The organism is Flavonifractor sp. (genome assembly GCF_019422385.1).
GTDB lineage: Bacteria > Bacillota > Clostridia > Oscillospirales > Oscillospiraceae > Flavonifractor > Flavonifractor avistercoris.
The window spans coordinates 1-17,030 of the sequence record NZ_JAHZDL010000056.1 but is presented as its reverse complement, the minus strand read 5'-3'; the positions used below and the strand labels follow the sequence as shown (position 1 = coordinate 17,030).

Genomic DNA, 17,030 nt, shown 5'->3' with positions numbered 1-17,030 from the left:
GGGCCTGCTGTCCGACGGCGGCGTCCACAGCCACATCACCCACCTGTTCGCCCTGCTGGAGATGGCCAAGCGCCGCGGCCTGAGCCGGGTGTATGTCCACTGCTTCCTGGACGGCCGTGACGTGCCCCCCGCCTCCGGCAAGGGCTACGTGGAGCAGCTGGCGGCCAAGTGCAGGGAGATCGGCGTGGGACAGATCGCCACCGTCATGGGCCGTTACTACGCCATGGATCGGGACAAGCGCTGGGATCGGGTGCAGCGGGCCTATGACGCCATGACCCGGGGCGAGGGCATCCAGAACCCCGACCCGGTGGACGGCGTGCAGAAGTCCTATGACGCCGGCGTCACCGACGAGTTTGTGGAGCCCATCGTGTGCACCAAGGACGGGAAGGTAAAGGAGGGCGACTCCATCATCTTCATCAACTTCCGCCCTGACCGGGCCCGGGAGATCACCCGCTGCTTTGTGGATCCCGCCTTCACCGACGTGGAGCGGAAGAAGGGCTACTTCCCCGTCACCTATGTGTGCACCACCGAGTACGACGCCACCATGCCCAATGTGCTCATCGCCTTCCCCCACAGGGAGCTGGTGAACATTTTTGGCGAGTATATCGCCCGGCAGGGCTACACCCAGCTGCGCATCGCCGAGACGGAGAAGTACGCCCACGTGACCTTCTTCTTCAACGGCGGGGCGGAGCAGGTCTTCCCCGGAGAGGATCGCTGCCTGATCCCCTCCCCCAAGGTGGCCACCTATGACCTCCAGCCCGAGATGAGCGCCCCCCAGGTCACCGAGGAGGCCGTCAAGCGCATCGAGAGCGGCAATTACGACGTGATCATCCTCAACTTCGCCAACTGCGACATGGTGGGCCACACCGGCGTGTTTGAGGCCGCCGTCAAGGCCGTGGAGGCCGTGGACGACGGCGTGGGCAAGGTGGTGGAGGCCACCTCCCGCATGGGCGGCGTGACCCTGATCACCGCCGACCACGGCAATGCCGAGCGGATGCTGGACGCCGACGGCGTCACCCCCTACACCGCCCACACCACCAACCTGGTGCCCTTCTACATCGTGGGCGCCGACGTGAAGCTGCGGGACGGCCGCCTGGCCGACATCGCCCCCACCATGCTGGACTTGATGGGTCTGGAAAAGCCCGCGGAGATGGACGGGGAGACCTTGATCCTGAATTGACAATTGAAAATTGAGAATTGACAATTTGTGTGCTGGCCGGCGTCGCTGCATGGACTTCGTTTTATCTGCCCATGTTCCGATGTGGGAGAATTATCAATTATCCATTATCAATTCTCAATTCCTCCAAGCGGTATCCGGCGGGAGCAAGCTCCCGCCCTACCATAGATCCCCGGCGGGCGGAGGCCCGTCCCCCACACAATCCTACCCCTGCGGGGCGGGGCCCGTCCCCGCCGCCAAGACGAAAGGAGTTTTTACCCATGAAGCAGATTATCGAGATCGTCGACGTCCTGGGCCGCGAGATCCTGGACAGCCGCGGCAACCCCACCGTTGAGGTGGAGGTCTACCTGGAGGACGGCACCGTCGGCCGCGCCGCCGTGCCCTCCGGCGCCTCCACCGGCATTTATGAGGCCTGCGAGCTCCGCGACGGCGACAAGAGCCGTTACCTGGGCAAGGGCGTGCTCACCGCCGTGAAGAACGTGAACACCGAGATCGCCGAGTGCCTGGTGGGCATGAACGTGCTGGATCAGACCGCCATCGACAAGGCCCTCATCGAGCTGGACGGCACCCCCAACAAGACCAAGCTGGGCGCCAACGCCATCCTGGGCGCCTCCCTGGCCTGCGCCAAGGCTGCCGCTGAGAGCCTGGGCACCTCCCTGTACAACTATATCGGCGGCGCCAACGCCAAGGTGCTGCCCGTGCCCATGATGAACATCCTCAACGGCGGCGCTCACGCCACCAATAACGTGGAAATCCAGGAGTTCATGATCATGCCCGTGGGCGCCTGCTGCTTCCGCGAGGCCCTGCGCATGTGCGCCGAGGTGTTCCACCAGCTGAAGAAGACCCTGAAGGAGAACGGCACTCCCGCCGCCGGCGTGGGCGACGAGGGCGGCTATGCCCCCAACCTGAAGAAGGATGAGGACGCCCTGAAGGTCATTGTGAAGGCCATCGAGGAGGCCGGCTACAAGCCCGGCGAGGACTTCAAGATCGCCATCGACGCCGCCTCCTCCGAGTGGTGGGACGAGGAGCAGAAGTGCTATGTCCAGCCCAAGTCCGGCAAGAAGCTGACCCAGCAGCAGCTGGTGAACATGTGGAAGAAGTTTGCCGACACCTACCCCATCGTCTCCCTGGAGGACGGCATGGCCGAGACCGACTGGGAGGGCTGGGCTATGCTCACCAAGGCCATCGGCGACCGCGTGCAGCTGGTGGGCGACGACCTGTTCGTCACCAACACCGAGCGGCTCAAGACCGGCATTGAGAAGAAGGTGGCCAACGCCATCCTCATCAAGGTCAACCAGATCGGCACCCTGACCGAGACCCTGGACGCCATCCAGATGGCCAACCGGGCCGGCTACACCGCCATCGTGTCCCACCGCTCCGGCGAGACCGAGGACGCCACCATCGCCGACATCGCTGTGGCCGTCAACGCCGGCCAGATCAAGACCGGCGCTCCCAGCCGCACCGACCGCGTGGCCAAGTACAACCAGCTGCTCCGCATCGAGGAGGAGCTGGGCGACGTGGCCCAGTATCTGGGTATGGGCGCCTTCTTCAACCTCAAGTAAAAAGAAGCGCGGAGCCGTCGTGAGCAGCCCGGATGGATCGGAGCGAGGGCGAGAACCCAGCCCCGCACAGCGGGGCGGTTCAAGTCCGAGACGGAGGGAAGCCGGGCGTCGCGAACAGGCGAAGCGTGACAATCGAAGGAACCTCAAGGGGCCGCTGTCATGGACAGCGGCCCCTTTTTCTGCCAAAGCTCTGTACATTTTCCGCAAAAACAGGTATGATCATATTTATTGTATAAAACCGGCCGAGGCCTGGCCGCGGGAGGGGTGAAAGGATGAAGCTGAATCTGGAGGAGGCCCTGCGCTACGCGGGGGTGCCCTCTCCGCCGCCGGAGGAGCTGCGCCGGGAGATGGAGGACGTGGCCGCCGGGCTGACGACGGCCGTCACCCCCCGGTGGCGGTGGCGGCTGTTCGACCTGGAGCACACGCCGGAGGGGCCGTACCTGCCGGCGCTGAACCTGCTCCTGCCCGGCCGGACGGCGGCGCTCATGCTAAAGGAGTGCACCCAGGCCGCCCTGCTGGCCTGTACCCTGGGGGCGGTGTTTGACGCCAGGCTCCGGGCCGTCCAGGCCCGGGACATGACGAAGGCCGTCCTGCTGGACGGCTGCGGCAGCGCCTGGGTGGAGGCCGGCTGCGACGCGGCGGAGGGGGAGGTCTCCGCCCGCCTGCCCGGCCGCTTTCTCACCGACCGGTTCAGTCCGGGGTACGGCGACCTGCCCCTGTCCCTCCAGCCCACCCTCTGCGGAGCCCTGGACACCCAGCGCACCCTGGGGCTGTATGTGACGGACAGCTGCCTGTTGAATCCGGGAAAATCGGTCACCGCCATTGTGGGCGTCACCGACCGGCCCCAGATGGCCCGGGTGCGGGGGTGCCGTTATTGCTCCATGAACCAGACCTGTCAACTGCGCAAAGGAGGAAAGAGCTGTGGGCTCTCTTGATTTTACCGATAACCTGATCTTTCTGGACGGGGCCATGGGCACCGTCCTCCAGCAGCGGGGCCTGCCCGCCGGCGGGCAGCCGGAGCTGCTCAACCTGACCCGGCCGGAGCTGCTGGAGGAGATCCACCGGGAATACATCGCCGCGGGCAGCCAGATCATCTACGCCAACACCTTCGGGGCCAACGCCCGCAAGCTGGCCCCCACCGGCCACGGCGCGGAGGAGGTGGTTACCCAGGCCGTCCGTATTGCCAGGAAGGCGGCGGAGGGCACCGAAACCCTGGTGGCCGTGGACATGGGCCCCCTGGGGGAGCTGCTGGAGCCCATGGGGAGCCTGTCCTTTGAGGAGGCCTACAACCTCTTCCGTGAGGTGGCGATGGCCGGGGCCCGGGCCGGGGCGGATCTGGCGGTGATCGAGACCATGACCGATCTGTACGAGGCCAGGGCCGCCCTGCTGGCTGTCAAGGAGAACACCGATCTGCCTGTCCTGGTCACCCTGTCCTTTGAGACCGGCGGGCGCACCTTCACCGGCTGCACCATTCCCTCCATGGCCCGGACGCTGGAGGGCCTGGGGGCCGACGCCATCGGTCTGAACTGCTCCCTGGGGCCGGATCTACTGCTCCCCCTGGTGAAGGAGCTGTGCGCAAGCACCCGCCTGCCGGTGATCGCCAAGCCCAACGCTGGCCTGCCCGACCCGGTGGACGGCCATTACCACATGGATCCGGAGAGCTTCGCCCAGGCCCTGCTCCCCTGCTGGGAGGCGGGTGTGACCATCTTCGGCGGCTGCTGCGGCACCACGCCGGACTACATCCGCCGGGTGCGGGAGGTTCTGGCGGGCAGGGCCCCCGTCCGCCGGGCGTACCGGCCCGTCTCCTTTCTGTGCACCCCCACCGTCCCCCTGCCCATTGACGGGGTGCGCACCATCGGGGAGCGGATCAACCCCACCGGCAAGAAGCGGTTCCAGCAGGCCCTGCTGGAGGGGGATCTGGACTACATTCTGGACGTGGGCATCCAGGAGGTGGACGCGGGGGCGGACATTCTGGACGTGAACGTGGGCTACCCCGGCGTGGACGAGGTGGACATGCTGCCCCGGGTGGTCAAGAAGCTCCAGAGCGCACTGGACGTGCCCCTCCAGCTGGACTCCTCCAACCCCGCCGCCCTGGAGGCCGGCCTGCGGGTGTACAACGGCAAGGCGGCGGTGAACTCCGTCAACGGCGATCCGGCGGTGCAGGAGAAGATCCTGCCCATTGTGAAGAAGTACGGCGCGGCGGTGGTGGGCCTGGCCCTGGATGAGAGGGGCATCCCCCAGAGCGCCCGGGAGCGGGTGGACATCGCCCGCCGCATCCTGGAGGCCGCCCTGGCCCACGGCATCCCCAAAGAGGACGTGTGGATCGACTGCCTGACCCTCACCGTCTCCGCCCAGCAGGGGCAGGCCAGGGAGACCCTCGCCGCCCTCCGGGCCGTACGGGAGGAGCTGGGCCTCCAGACCGTGCTGGGTGTGTCCAACATCTCCTTCGGCCTGCCCAACCGCGCCCTGGTCACCGAGACGTTTCTGGTGCAGGCCCTGGAGGCGGGGCTCACCCTGCCCATACTCAACCCCAACCAGAAGGCCATGATGGACGCGGTGGCCGCCTTCCGGGTGCTGTCCGGGGAGGACGAGGGATGCCGGGCCTACGTGGCCCGCTTCGCCGGGGAGAGTGCCCCGGCGGCATCTGCCGCCCCCGCCGCCGACACCGGCATGACCCTGGAGGACGCGGTGATCCGCGGCCTCCGCGCCGACGCCGCCCGGCTGGCCAAGGCGGCCCTGGAGACCGAGGAGCCCCTGTCCCTGGTGAACAACCGGCTGATCCCCGCCCTGGACACAGTGGGCAGCGGCTACGAACAGGGCACCCTGTTCCTCCCCCAGCTGCTCAGCGCCGCCCAGGCGGCCCAGGCCGTGTTTGAGGTGCTGAAGGACGCCCTGGCCCGCACCGGCGGCGGCATGGAGGCCAAAGGGGCCCTGGCGGTGGCCACCGTCCGTGGGGACATCCACGACATCGGCAAGAACATCGTCAAAACCGTGCTGGAGAACTACGGCTATCAGGTCATCGACCTGGGCCGGGACGTGCCTCCCCAGGCTATCTGTGACGCGGTGGCGGAGGGGCGCATCCCCCTGGTGGGCCTGTCCGCCCTGATGACCACCACCCTGCCCGCCATGGAGGAGACCATCCGGATGCTCAAGGCCCTGCCCGAGCCCCCCGCCGTCTTTGTGGGCGGCGCGGTGGTGACGCCGGAGTACGCCCAGCGGATGGGGGCGGACTACTACGCCAAAGACGCGCGGCAGAGCGTGGAGATTGCGCGGGAGGTGCTGGGCGCATGAGTAAAATCGCATATACCCCGGAGCATCCCCTGCTGTTCGACGGGGCCATGGGCACCCTGTTCGCCGCCCTGCCCGGCCGGGCGGGGGAGCGGTGCGAGGGTGCCAGCCTCACCCACCCAGAGGAGATCTCCGCCATCCACCACGCCTACCTGGAGGCGGGGGCCAGTGCCATCAAGACCAACACCTTCGGTCTGGGGACGGAGCTGGCCCAGGGGAATGAGGCCCTGGCCGGGGAGCTGATTGCCGCCGCCAGCCGCCTGGCCCTGGAGGCCGCCGCTCCCTATGGGGCCCTGGTATTCGCCGATCTGGGCCCCATACCCGGGGACAGTCCCCGGAGCCCCGAGGAGCTCTTCCTCCTCCAGGCGGAGCAATTTGTCAGCGCAGGTGTGACCCACTTTTTGGTGGAGACCCTGTCCTCCGACGAGGGTATCCCCCAGCTGGCCGCCTGGCTGGAGGCGAACTGCCCGGAGGCGTTTTTGATTGTCTCCTTTGCCGTGGGGCCCGACGGCTTCACCCGGGAGGGCCTGTCCGGCCGGGCGCTGCTGAAGCGCACGGCGGCGCTGCCCGGCGTGGATGGGGTGGGCTTCAACTGCATGTCAGGGCCCCACCACCTGCTCTCCCTGGTGCGGGGGCTGGAGCTGGAGGGAACCATGCTCTCCGTGATGCCCAACGCGGGCTATCCCACGGTGTTGGGCCGGCGCACCGCCTATCAGGGCACGCCGGACTACTTTGCCCAGCAGATGGCGCAGATCCTCCGGGCGGGGGCTTCCATCGTGGGCGGCTGCTGCGGCACCACGCCGGAGCACATCGCCCGCCTGGCCCGGCTGCTGCGGGAGGAGCCCGCCGCGCCCGCCGCAGTGGTGTCCGGCCCGGTTCAGGCGCCTGTCCGGGCCCCGGCGGGGACGGATCGGCTGTGGAGCAAGCTGGAGCGGGGGGAGAAGGCCGTGGCGGTGGAGCTGGATCCCCCGGCCAACGACGATATCGCCCCCTTCCTGTCCGGTGTGGGCACCCTGCGGGACGCGGGGGCCGACGTGATCACCATCGCCGACTGCCCCGTGGGGCGTCCGAGGGCGGACAGCTGCCTGCTGGCCTGCAAGCTCAAGCGGGAGCTGGGGGTGGAGCCCCTCCCCCACATGACCTGCCGCGACCGGAACCTGAACGCCATCAAGGCCCTGCTGCTTGGATTGTCCATGGAGGACGTGCACAACGTGCTGCTGGTCACCGGCGACCCCGTGCCCAGCGAGAGCCGGGACGAGGTCAAGAGCGTGTTCAACTTCAACTCCCGCAAGCTGGCCCGCTACGTCAGCTCCCTGGGGGAGGACACCTTCTCCACCCCCTTCCGCCTGTTCGGCGCGCTGAACCTCAACGCCCGCAACTTCGACGTGCAGCTCCGCCTGGCCCGGGAGAAGGAGGACTGCGGCATCCGGGGCTTCCTGACTCAGCCGGTGCTGTCCAAAGAGGCGCTGGACAACCTGAAACGGGCCCGGGAGGTTCTGAAGGGCAGGCTGCTGGGCGGCATCTTCCCGGTGGTCAGCTACCGCAACGCCTGTTTTTTGAACAACGAGGTGGCGGGCATCCGGGTGTGTGAGGAGATCATCCGGCTCTACCGGGACAAGAGCCGGGAGGAGGGCGAGGAGATCGCCCTGACCGTCTCCGCCGCCATCGCCAAGGAGATCGCGCCCTTTGTAGACGGCTTCTACCTTATGACCCCCTTTCAGCGGGTGGGACTCATCGCCCGGCTCCTGAACCGTCTCCGGGCGGACGGCCTTCTCTGACCGCGCCGGCATCTCTCCCCCGGATGCGAGCATCAATCCCTGTCTGATTCAGTAAAAATGGCACACCTGGAAATGATGGAGGCCCTCAGCGAGACGGGGCGACCGGAAGCGGGGTATAACGACGCTTTGGCCTACCGCCCTCCATACTCAGCTTTTAACTTCTCCTGTGCCTGTTTTCACATCCTCATCTTGTTTGCGGCCTCTTGTCCTATACATTTCTGTACCATCAGATTTATTCTCACTGCCCGGCAGAGTGCAGTTCCTTTGATACCAATCAGTTTCTCTATCTTCTGCGCAGCATGTTTAGCATAATAAAGCTCCAAATGTCTGCCGAATCTTTGCCGGCTATACCCGGAGAATCCGGGCGCAGCCGCAGGCGCGCATACTGTCCCGGTCCTCAGACTGATCAAGCGGGCATAAGAGAGCCCCCGACCACGGAATCCAGTTCCGTGGTCGGGGGCTTTTCCGCGCCGTCTTGGACGCATGGCTGTGGTTACATCTGGGCGAAGCGGGCCAGGATCTGGGCCAGCTCGGCGCGGGAGGCGGTGCCGGCGGGATCCAGCCGTCCGCCGTCCTTGCCGGTCAGCAGGCCCTCGCCCACTGCCCAGCGCAGGGCGTCCACCGCGTAATCGGACGCGGACGCCGCGTCCGTGAAGCCGTCCAGGGAGCCGGTGGGCTCGGGGGAGCCGGCGTAGCGGTACAGGATCACCGCCAGCTGCTCCCGGGTCAGACTGTCCTCAGGGCCGAAGCTGCCGTTGTCGTAGCCGGTCACATAGCCGTTGGCCGCCGCCCAGTTCACCGCGTCGGCGTACCAGGCGGAAGCTGCCACGTCGGGGAAGCCCGCCGCAGTGGAGGCCGTGCCGTCGGCCAGGTTGTACAGCACCTGGGCCGCCATGGCCCGGTTCAGCAGCATGCCGGGCGCGAAGCTGACGGAGCTGGTGCCGTCCATGATGCCGTTCTCATAGCAGTACGCCACCGCGTCGTAGTACCATGCGCCCTCCGCCACGTCCAGGAAGGGCAGCTGGGCCTCCTCCGTCTGAGCGCCGGTCTGGCGGAAGGTGGCGGAGATGGTGTGGTCCTCCCGCACATTCTCGAAGGTGTAGCGGCTCACCGCCCCCACGCTCTCGCCGTCCACCTCCACGTCGTAGATCTCATACCCGTCGTCGGCGGTGATGCGGAAGGTCTGGTTCTCGCCCCGGCGCACCCGCACACGGCCGTCCGGGCTGATATCGCCGCCACGGCCCGCGTCGGCCTCAATGTCGTACCGCCGCACACTGCTGGAGCTGCCGGAGGAACTGGAGCCGTGGTCGTCGTCCTTGTAATCCCACTCCGCAGTCAGAGTGACCGTCTTTGTCACGTTGTAAGGATCGCTCACGCGGGTGTTTCCGTCATACCAGCCCTCAAAGGTGTAGCCGGAGCGGCTGGGGGTGGGAAGGTCGATCGCTGTATCCTCGCTGACTTCGTAAGTGAGATCATCCGTCCTGCCGTCGTTGAACTTCAGGGTAACGGTATATGTTGCCTCGCCGGGCTCGGTGTTCACCGCAGTCACCGTATCGCCGGGCTTGGCTGCGGCGATGGCATCCTCCACGCTGGGGTAATAGCTGTAGGGGGCGTCGGGGTTGGAGGCGCTCTTCAGCTGAGCCTTGACGGTTTCCGCCAGATAGTCCTTATCAACGGGCTTCGCAAAGTGGCCGCTGGTGACCTCGATGCCAGCCTTTGCGGCCTCTCCGGCCCCGTTGGTCGCCTCAATGGTGCCGAAGGTGCCGTCGCCCTGGATCACCAACTTGTGCGTGTCTGCGTTGGTGCTGTCATACACGATTTTGCCGTTAATAGTGCCGGTATAGCTCTCATCAAATGCGACGTTGGCAGAGGGATAGCTGGCAAATTCGCAGACATCAAACGCAATTGTCTCATCGCTGGTGGTAATCACATCCGTATCGCCCTTGAAGGTGATATTGCCGTTGTTGAAGCTCAGTGCGTAATTCTCATCCGGCTGCTGGTTTTGGGCATAGATGTGCATATCCTCCAGGGTCAGATTGGCGTAGTTCTGAATGATGCGCTTGATATTATTTGCGCCCTCGGCAATACGGATGGTGCCGTTTTTGAGGGTGATGGTAGAATCCTTCAGGAGCTGGAAGCCATTGGTTTCTGTACCGGAAGAGCCAGCCCCGGGACCGATCAGCGTATAGGTGTATCCACCAAAATCAATGGTAAAGTTCTTGTCCTCAGGCACCGAGAGTCCAGTGGCATTGTCAATATCCCGCAGGATATAGATCGTGCCGCCGTTACCTACCTTTTCAATCGCCTCGGCCAGGGTGTCATAGGTCTCGCCGCCCACCATGATTGCCTTGTCGCCGGTATTGGTGGTCAGTTCTCCATCCACAGTGCTGTTGACAATGACGATTGTCTCTGCGGTGGTGCCCTCCGGCACACTGCCGACGGTGCTGTTGACCACGCTCATGGTGCCGTCGGTGTCGTTGGACACCTGTCCGCTCACGGTGGCGCCGTCGGTGATGGCCACGTCCGCTTTGCCGCTGTTGGTCACATTGCCGCTGACTTTGGCGTCCTGGGTAATGGTCATCTGGGCGCCGTCCTGGCTGTCTGTGAGGACAATGGAGCCGCTCAGCGTACCGCCGGTAATCTCAATGTCGCCGCTGTGCTTTGCACCGCCCATTGTGGTGATGACCGTGTTGCTATCCCCGGCGTTGAAGGTGCCGCCGTTGATGGTCAGCTCACCCTGATCCTTGCTGTCGTCGAGGTAGCCGTTCAGGATCACACCGCTGGAGGCGCTTTCAGCGTTAAAGGTACCGCCGTTGACGGTAGCGATATTCCAGTTCAGGAACGCTGCCTGGGACATGCTGGTAAAGGTACCGTCATTGATGGTCAGTTCACCGTAGTCATCGTTCTTGATGGTGTTCAGGCCGCCGTTGAAGGTGCCGCCGTTGATGGTCAAGACAGAGTTCTTTCCATCTGTATTTTTACTTCCGTCAGCCCAGCCATTATGAACCATGCTGGAATAGGCACCCGTGTTTTCAACGGTAGCGCCGTCTTCAATGGTCATAACACCGTAGTTTTCCAGGGTATAGTAGGAATTTCCGCCGTTGTTGTCCGCGTCAGTTCCAGCCTCCTGGCTGCGCTTCAGCGTAACGTTCTCCACAACCGCGGTACCATAGTTCACCAAAGCCGCCTTGCCGTGGGTCACATTGTCCACGGTGCCGTCGCCGGTGATGGTCAGCGTGCCGTTGTTGGTGATGGTATGGCCGCTTACATTGGTCAGAGTTCTGTCGTTCAGATCCAGGGTCAGTTCCGCATCCTTGGGGATTACAATATCCTCTTTGGTGTCTTTCAGCAACGTCACTGTGTCGCCGTCTTTGGCGGCGGCAATGGCGGCAAAGAGGGAGTTATAATACTTGCCACCCACAGAAGCGACAGCATTTTCCTCTGTCAGCGGTGCAACTACCCAGTTGCCATTGCTATCCGTGGTTATATTGCTGGACGGATCTAGATATTCGCTCACGTTGCTGGAGAAGGTGCCACCTGTGATAGTAATTGCTCCCTCTCTTGTCACTTCTTGGGCATTCAAAGGATCCAGATAGTTCCCTCCATTAATCGGGATCGTACTGTTCACAGGGTCATTATAGTCACTGCCAATCCATACAGCATAGGTTTTCCCATCGAAAGTTCCATCATTAACTGTTACAACTGCCTGCATCGGATCTTGCCCAAGTCCATCATTGGACACATATAGGCCATAATAATCTGTGGAGGAATAGCTTCCCCCGTTTACTACAGCAGTACCACCATCCACCGCCAATGCACCATGGGCACCTGTTACTTTTACCTCTTTTTCGGGAGCTGGAGTGATTTCCAATTCTCCGGTAGAAATAATTGCATAGGTTCGTTTACTGGCCCCCTCAAAAGTACCTCCAGTAATCAGCGCGTTACCAGAGTTATTCAAACAACCCGGCCCATATTGATCACTGGCAGAGCCTATATGCTCTGTCTTAAAGGTGCCACCATTGACCGTCAAGTCTGCCTCATTCCAAACTGCAGCCCCACCGTTCCCATCCACATCTATAAAGGTGCCACCATTGATCACCATAACCCCTTCACCTAGGTTCTGGACTCCTCGTGCTCTAATGGCCCCTTCACCAGCAGAATCTTGTATAACCAAAATACCATAATTGTTAATCGCATAGTAGTGTCTACCCTCTGACTGTTCAGTCGTGCTCAACTCGCACCCATTCAGATCCAATGTAACATCCTGTCCCTCAACTACAGGAATACAACCACTAATAATTTCCACATCACTTAGTAACTTAACAAGAATATCGCCTCTAGCTTCCTGAAATGCCCGGAAAAAAGTTTCCTGGTTGTCATATTGAACCGGACTTCCCTCATCAATAGACATTTCGACAAAGGCTACGTCCCCGTCCGTCGCCCAGGCCGGCACCTGGATTATGGACAGAATCATCATTACCGCCATAATCATGGGTAGAATCCGCCGTTTCATACACATCCTCCTTCAAACTTTGTTAAGCCGCCGGTTTCCAGAGATCACCGTCTTTTGCAAAGCAAAAGACGGTAAGCGCGCCGACGCGCTTCGGATTCATCCCTATCCTACTACAATTTCCAGTCATTATCAAGTATATCGTCAGAATTTTATATATGTACTTATCCGCTTCAACAGTTTGGTATAGATACCGTCCATCTCCCACTCGTTGGTGTACGCCAGCAGGCCCTCGGCGGGCAGCCAGCCCACCTTGGTGTTCTCCCCCTCCCGGAAATGGAGGGGGTCGCGGTCGTCGGCGGTCAGCAGGTAGGTGACATTCAGGTGCTGGTGGGAGGGCACCCATTCCCCCCGCTTCACATGGCCCCACACGGGCAGGATGTCCAGGGAGGCGATGGCGGTGCTCAGGGGCTTGATGTGCTCCACTCCGGTCTCCTCCCTGGCCTCCCGCAGGGCCACGGAGAGCAGATCCCCGTCCCCGTCAGCGTGGCCCCCCGTCCAGGCCCACACCCGGTACAGGTTGTGGTGGGCCATGAGCACGCGGGTGCCGTCGCCGTTGACCACGAAGCCGGAGGCGGTCAGGTGGGCGATTTTATTCTCCCGGGTGAGGATGGTGTCGGGAAAGAGGCGGAGGTACTCCAGAAACATGGCCTTGTCTCCCGCCTCCGCCTCATCCCGGGGCTCGTAGGCCAGAATGTCATCCAGGTACATGTCCGTCACGCCTCCGATAGGTCACATAGCGGAAGGGGATGCCCTCATGCTCCAGGGGCGCCCCCTCCTCCGCAATAAGCCAGGACGGGTCGCCGTCCAGATTGGGGAAAAAGGCGTCCGCCCCTTCCCACGCCTTGCCGATTTTGGTGATATAGGCCGTGTCGCACCCGTCCAGCAGGGCGGCGTAGACACTGGCTCCGCCGATGACGAAGGAATCCGCCGGGGCGGCGGCGCGCAGCGCCTCCAGCGACCGGAACACCTCCGCCCCCTCCGGGGCGAAGGCCGGATCCCGGGACAGGATCAGGTTTCGCCGGTTTTTCAGGGGCCGCCCGCCGGGGAAGGTAGCCAGGGTCTTGCGGCCCAGGATCACCGGGTGCCCGGTGGTGAGGGCCTGAAAGCGCCTGAGATCGGCGGGGAGATAGCACAGCTGATCCCCCCCCTTTCCGATGGCCCAGTTCTGATCCACCGCCGCGATCACATACATGCCGCCGCCCCCCTTACACCGCCACCGGGATGGGCGTGTCCAGGGGGTGGAACCGGTAGCCCTCCAGGCGGAAGCTGTCCCTGGTGAAGGCGTAGAAGTCGGTGACCGCCGGATCCATCCACAGCGCCGGGGCGTCGTAGGGCTCCCGGGCGATGATCTCCTCCACCACCGGCACGTGGCGGTCGTAGATGTGGGCGTCGGCGATCACGTGGAGCAGCTCCCCCGCCTCCAGCCCCGACACCCGGGCCAGCATGTGCACCAGGACGGCGTACTGCATCACGTTCCAGCCGTTGGCGGTGAGCATGTCCTGGCTGCGCTGGTTGAGCACGGCGTTGAGGGTTTTCCCCGACACGTTGAAGGTCACCGACCAGGCGCAGGGGTAGAGGGCCATCTCGTGGAGGTCGTGGTGGTTGTACAGGCTGGTGAGAATCCGCCGGGAGGCCGGGTTGTGCTTCAGGTCGTAGAGCACCCGATCCACCTGATCCATCTCCCCCTCGGGATAGACGTGCTTCACCCCCAGCTGGTAGCCGTAGGCCTTGCCGATGGAGCCGCTCTCGTCCGCCCAGGCGTCCCAGATGTGGGAGTTCAGATCGCGGATGTTGTTGGACTTCTTCTGCCAGATCCACAGCAGCTCGTCCACCGCGCTCTTGAAGGCCATCCTCCGGATGGTCTGCACCGGGAACTCCTCCCGCAGGTCGTAGCGGTTGACGATGCCGAACTTCTTCACCGTGTGGGCAGGGGTTCCGTCCTCCCACCGGGGGCGCACCTCCTGCTCCGTGTCCCACACCCCGTGGGCCAGGATGTCCTTACAGTTCTGGATAAACAGCTCGTCGGCGCGGCTCATGGCGGTCCTCCTCCATCTGCGTTTTGCCCAGCATACCACATTTTCCGGCAAAAGGCAAACCCTGCGGTTTCGTCATTTTCTGTGGAAAAATCCCCCAAATCATGGTATACTGTAGGGGATTAAAGGAAGGAGTTGTCCGCCATGAAGCAGCCTCTCCCCGTCCACGTGGGCCAGCGCAACGTGAAAACCGCCCTCTCCGCCTCCCTGTGCGCCCTGATCTACTACTTTCTGGGCCGCAACCCGGCCTTTGCCTGCATCGGCGCCATCTTCGGCATGGGGGCCGACATGGAGCACTCCAGGCTCCACGGCGGCAACCGCCTGTTCGGCACCGTGATCGGCGGGTTCCTGGGCATCCTTGTGTACCGGATCTACCTGATCTTCTACCCCGACGGCGGGCACCACCTGCTGCTGGTGCCCCTGCTCTTCGGGGGGATCGTGGTGCTCATCATTCTGGCCCAGTTCTTCTGGGTGGGGGCGGTGCAGCCCGGCGGGGTGGTGCTGTGCCTGCTGCTGTTCTCCATCGGGCCGGACAACTATGTCTCCTACTCCCTCAACCGCATGCTGGACACCGGCGTGGGGGTGGCCATGTCCCTGCTGATCAACTGGGCCCTCCCCCGGGAGCGGCTGGAGCGCTGGCTGGCCCCCTTCTACCGCCGCTCCCGGGGGGAATAGCTGCGCGCTCACCCCTCCAGGCCGTAGTATTCACACATCCGGGCCACCGCCACCGGGGCCTCCACCGGGGGTACCCACAGGTCTGGCAGATAACCGATGCCGTCCCGGTTTTCCATGGTATCATGAAAGCACAGGCCGGTACCGAAGTAGAGCTCTACCCCCGTGTTGGGCAGGTAGAGGTGCATGTTGTTGGGAACCAGGGCACAGCCGCCGCTTGGAGCCCCCACCACCAGCGTGTTCTCCACCGAGTGCAGATGCTCCACTACAGTCTCTCCGGAGGAAGCGGTGCCTCCGTCTGTCAGCAGAAAGGTATAGCCTTCCCGCTCCACCCAGTCGCCCCCTGAGGAACTGACGCCCCAGGTGCCCATCCATTCCTCCGGATAGCTCAACGTCGAGTTCTGGCGGCGCAGCTGGCTGTATCGCTGCCCAAAAGCCTGGCGGGGCTGGGCGGGCTGGCCCGTCCACCCCTCGAACCAGCTCATGAACCACCGGTCGCTGCCGCCGGGGTTCCCCCGCACGTCGAAGATCAGCAGGGGCGCGCCGGCGTACTCCCCGCCGCAGGAGGCAAACCACTCCAACTGCTCTTCCTCGCCAGACCTCTCTGCATACATCCGGTGGGACTCCAGCATGGGGATCCCCTGGCACTGGCCCTCCGAAAAGGCGGTACCACTGAGTGTCCTCACCGGCTTGCACTGCGTCCAGTTCAGCCCGTCATATTCCCCGACGGTGTCCGGCAGGTCGCTCCCGTCGCGGCTCAGGGCGTAAAAGCCGTAGGTGATAGCCCCGTCCGGGCCGATGGTGGGCTTGATATAATCTTCGTCCAGTCCTGTGGGATCGTCGATGTACACGCCGGGGACATAATAGGGGGAAAGTTCATAGGGCTCAATCAGGTGGCGGTTGTCAACGACGAAATGCCCGTCCCGCACCACCGGGGACAGCACGGCATACAGGGCGTCCGCCACCGCGTCCGCCAGGGGGAGGGCGGGGTCGGCCTCCTCCAGCCGGGCCAGGGCGTCCTCCCGCAGGCCGTCAAACACCTCATCGCCGCCGAAGTACTCGTAGGCCCCGTAGGTGGTGCGCAGGAGGGTGAAGGCGGTCTCCACGTCCTCTCTGGCCTGCTCCAGGGTCAGATTTTCCGCCGGGTCATGGGGCGTCAGCAGTACCTCCATCTCCTCATCGGTGAAGGTGTGGTTCTGGTCGGTGAAGTCCGGCGTCCAGGCCGTGATGTCCAGAGAGGGCCCGTCCTCGATGACGGCCCGCCTTGTCTCGTTGACCTCGTCCAGAAAGGCGTGGAAGTCCACCGCCGCGGCCGGGGTTGGGGTGGGCGAAGGGGTCGCCTCCGCCGTGGGGGACGGCGAGGGCCCCGGGGCCGGGGCGCACCCGGCCAGCAGGGCCAGGGACAGCGCCAGGGGCAGGAGCTTCCTTTTCATTTCACGACGCTTCCTCTCCATCCATTTTCATGTGTTTCGGTCATTTCGACCGTTTTTATTACGTTGTGTAATCCCACGCCGGGGGCATACACCTCGGTGTAGTCGGGGGCGTGGCCCCGCCACAGGCCGTCCTTCTCCTCCTCAAAGAGCACCGGCGCGGTGCGGCCGATCCCCCCGGCCAGCCAGGCGGCCCGCAGCTCCGCCGCCACCTCTGCGGCCCGATGGGCCCGCTCCTCCTTTTCCGTCCGGGGCACCTGACCGGGCATGGAGGCCGCCGGGGTGCCGGAGCGGCGGGAGTAGGGGAAGATGTGCAGGGCGGAGAAGGCGCACTTACGCACAAAGTCCAGGGTCTGGGCAAACTCCGCCTCGGTCTCCCCGGGGAAGCCCACGATCAGGTCGGTGGTGATCCCCGGCCGGTCAAAGTGGCCTCTCAGTAATTTTACGCTCTCATAATACCGCTCGGAATCATATTTCCGGTTCATCCGCTTCAGGGTGGCGTCGCACCCCGACTGCATGGACAGGTGGAAGTGGGGGCACAGGTTGGGCAGGGCGGCGGCCCGGCGGCAGAAGTCCT

At 63.8% G+C, this 17,030-nt stretch carries 12 protein-coding genes; 6 read left to right on the top strand and 6 right to left on the bottom strand.

From position 1 onward, the window contains the following. From gpmI to QZ378_RS08480, 5 genes are all read left to right on the top strand, one after another. A partial coding sequence (gpmI, locus tag QZ378_RS08500) for a 2,3-bisphosphoglycerate-independent phosphoglycerate mutase (protein ID WP_291257959.1) occupies window positions 1-1,180 on the top strand: 1,180 nt, incomplete at its 5' end. Window positions 1,181-1,437: 257 nt separating this feature from the next. Further along, the gene (gene eno, locus QZ378_RS08495; RefSeq protein WP_291257958.1) at window positions 1,438-2,739 is read left to right on the top strand and encodes a phosphopyruvate hydratase; all 1,302 of its coding nucleotides are present in this window, start codon (window positions 1,438-1,440) and stop codon (window positions 2,737-2,739) included. A 272-nt stretch (window positions 2,740-3,011) separates the two neighbouring features. Next, window positions 3,012-3,674, top strand: coding sequence for a methionine synthase (locus QZ378_RS08490; protein WP_291257957.1), 663 nt, complete (start codon window positions 3,012-3,014; stop codon window positions 3,672-3,674). Beyond that, window positions 3,661-6,030: a homocysteine S-methyltransferase family protein gene (locus QZ378_RS08485; RefSeq protein WP_291257956.1), complete on the top strand. Its 2,370-nt coding sequence runs from the start codon at window positions 3,661-3,663 to the stop codon at window positions 6,028-6,030. Before QZ378_RS08490 ends, QZ378_RS08485 begins: the two co-directional genes overlap by 14 nt. Next, a complete protein-coding gene (locus QZ378_RS08480) occupies window positions 6,027-7,805 on the top strand; it encodes a bifunctional homocysteine S-methyltransferase/methylenetetrahydrofolate reductase (RefSeq protein ID WP_291257955.1) in 1,779 nt (592 codons plus the stop codon). Before QZ378_RS08485 ends, QZ378_RS08480 begins: the two co-directional genes overlap by 4 nt. Window positions 7,806-8,298: 493 nt before the next feature. Here QZ378_RS08480 and QZ378_RS08475 read toward each other — a convergent pair whose 3' ends face one another. The 4 genes from QZ378_RS08475 to thyA all read right to left on the bottom strand — a co-directional run bounded on the left by QZ378_RS08475 (window position 8,299) and on the right by thyA (window position 14,354). Further along, window positions 8,299-11,226, bottom strand: a complete 2,928-nt coding sequence (locus tag QZ378_RS08475; protein WP_291257954.1) for an S-layer homology domain-containing protein — start codon at window positions 11,224-11,226, stop codon at window positions 8,299-8,301. Between the two features lie 1,233 nt (window positions 11,227-12,459). Continuing rightward, window positions 12,460-13,026, bottom strand: coding sequence for an NUDIX hydrolase (locus tag QZ378_RS08470; protein WP_191529202.1), 567 nt, complete (start codon window positions 13,024-13,026; stop codon window positions 12,460-12,462). After that, a complete protein-coding gene (locus QZ378_RS08465) occupies window positions 13,013-13,510 on the bottom strand; it encodes a dihydrofolate reductase (protein ID WP_291257953.1) in 498 nt (165 codons plus the stop codon). Before QZ378_RS08465 ends, QZ378_RS08470 begins: the two co-directional genes overlap by 14 nt. A 13-nt stretch (window positions 13,511-13,523) precedes the next feature. Next, a complete protein-coding gene (gene thyA, locus QZ378_RS08460) occupies window positions 13,524-14,354 on the bottom strand; it encodes a thymidylate synthase (protein ID WP_291257952.1) in 831 nt (276 codons plus the stop codon). A 141-nt stretch (window positions 14,355-14,495) separates the two neighbouring features. Between thyA and QZ378_RS08455 the strand changes: the two genes are divergently transcribed. After that, window positions 14,496-15,026 (top strand): aromatic acid exporter family protein, encoded by a 531-nt coding sequence (locus tag QZ378_RS08455; protein WP_291257951.1) that lies wholly within the window; start codon window positions 14,496-14,498, stop codon window positions 15,024-15,026. A gap of 8 nt (window positions 15,027-15,034) precedes the next feature. On the opposite strand, the gene QZ378_RS08450 is transcribed toward QZ378_RS08455, so the two are convergent. Further along, window positions 15,035-16,456 carry a S41 family peptidase gene (locus QZ378_RS08450; RefSeq protein ID WP_291257950.1) on the bottom strand — a complete coding sequence of 474 codons (1,422 nt, stop codon included), beginning with the start codon at window positions 16,454-16,456 and terminating at the stop codon, window positions 15,035-15,037. Beyond that, on the bottom strand, window positions 16,453-17,030 hold a 578-nt coding region (locus tag QZ378_RS08445), incomplete at its 5' end, for a radical SAM protein (protein ID WP_291257949.1). The genes QZ378_RS08445 and QZ378_RS08450, both read right to left, overlap by 4 nt.

Excerpts from the sequence above, each read along its gene's own strand:
- eno (WP_291257958.1), top strand. The coding sequence starts at position 1,438 with ATGAAGCAGATTATCGAGATCGTCGACGTCCTGGGCCGCGAGATCCTG.
- QZ378_RS08490 (WP_291257957.1), top strand. The coding sequence starts at position 3,012 with ATGAAGCTGAATCTGGAGGAGGCCCTGCGCTACGCGGGGGTGCCCTCT.
- QZ378_RS08480 (WP_291257955.1), top strand. The coding sequence starts at position 6,027 with ATGAGTAAAATCGCATATACCCCGGAGCATCCCCTGCTGTTCGACGGG.
- QZ378_RS08470 (WP_191529202.1), bottom strand. The coding sequence starts at position 13,026 with ATGTACCTGGATGACATTCTGGCCTACGAGCCCCGGGATGAGGCGGAG.
- QZ378_RS08465 (WP_291257953.1), bottom strand. The coding sequence starts at position 13,510 with ATGTATGTGATCGCGGCGGTGGATCAGAACTGGGCCATCGGAAAGGGG.
- thyA (WP_291257952.1), bottom strand. The coding sequence starts at position 14,354 with ATGAGCCGCGCCGACGAGCTGTTTATCCAGAACTGTAAGGACATCCTG.
- QZ378_RS08455 (WP_291257951.1), top strand. The coding sequence starts at position 14,496 with ATGAAGCAGCCTCTCCCCGTCCACGTGGGCCAGCGCAACGTGAAAACC.
- QZ378_RS08450 (WP_291257950.1), bottom strand. The coding sequence starts at position 16,456 with ATGAAAAGGAAGCTCCTGCCCCTGGCGCTGTCCCTGGCCCTGCTGGCC.